This window comes from Pseudonocardia yuanmonensis (assembly GCF_039542425.1).
GTDB lineage: Bacteria > Actinomycetota > Actinomycetes > Mycobacteriales > Pseudonocardiaceae > Pseudonocardia > Pseudonocardia yuanmonensis.
The window spans coordinates 1-1,048 of record NZ_BAABIC010000067.1 but is presented as its reverse complement, the minus strand read 5'-3'; the positions used below and the strand labels follow the sequence as shown (position 1 = coordinate 1,048).

The following is a 1,048-nucleotide window of genomic DNA, read 5'->3' as shown; positions in this document are numbered from 1 at the left end:
GTCATCGCTTGGCCGCCGGGCGCATCTCCGGGACGGTGAGCTCACCGGCGTCGACGATCAGCTCGTCGTCGAGGTAGAGGCTGTTGCCGCGCATCGGGATGTCGAAATGACACGCGGTGTCGTTCGGCCCACCCAGCTCGTTGTTCGGCCCGATCGAGAACATCACGTTGCCGTAGAAGGAGCGCAGCTCCATCCCCATCCCACCCCCGAACTGGGTCAGCCCGTGCCAGTGCGCCCGCTCGTCGAGCCCCCACCCGACATGCGACATCCCGTACCCGCGCGGATCGTCGAACGACTCGATGTAGCTCTTGAGCAGGTCCGCGTCCAGCCCCGACGAGCCCGCCCCGCCGCGGATGTCCCGGATGAACCCCTCCTCGATGGTGATCTCCACCGGGGTCTGCACATAGGTGTTGAACGGCAACAACACATCCCCCGGCGCCAGCACGATCGTGCCGTCCACCCCGTCGTCCGCGCCGCCGGTGAACACGAACGCCGCCGGCCAGTGATCCCACCGGCCCGGCTGGTCGGTGTAGCCGTACTCGCTCATCGTCGGATACACCCCCAGCCGGTAGGTCACGTCCGTGCCGTGCGGGCTGGTGATCCGCATGGTCTGCGCCTTGGCCAACAGCTCCGCCCCGATCTCCACCCGCTCCCGCAGCTCCCGGGTCGGCAGCAGCCGGGCCAGCAGCTCCGGCGGCTCCACCGCGGTCAGGATCCGCGTCCCCGCCCCCTGGATCTCGAACTGCTCCGGGGAGAACAGCAAAAACGTGCAGTCCACCACCATGTCGACGCTCTTGAGCGCCTCCACCGCCAACCGGTTGCCCGCCAGCCCCGAGTCGCCGACCGCCCACGCCCCCGACGCGCTCGTCGGCGCCGGCAGCCGCAGGTGGAACCCCTGCGCGCCCAGCTTGCCCACCGCCCACAGGAACGCATCGGCGTACTCCGCGCGCTCGGCCCCGCGGGTCAGCACCGCCACCGTCTCGCCCTCGTGCACCCCGGACAGGGTCAACTGCTGCAGGCAGATCTCGTTGAACAGGTTCTGGTCCAT

1 protein-coding gene is annotated in these 1,048 nt (G+C 69.4%); it reads right to left on the bottom strand.

Translation table 11 applies throughout. The annotated features are described in order from the left end of the window. Position 1 precedes the first annotated feature (1 nt). On the bottom strand, positions 2-1,048 hold a 1,047-nt coding region (locus ABD990_RS34140; RefSeq protein ID WP_345384939.1), incomplete at its 5' end, for a 2,5-dihydroxypyridine 5,6-dioxygenase NicX family protein.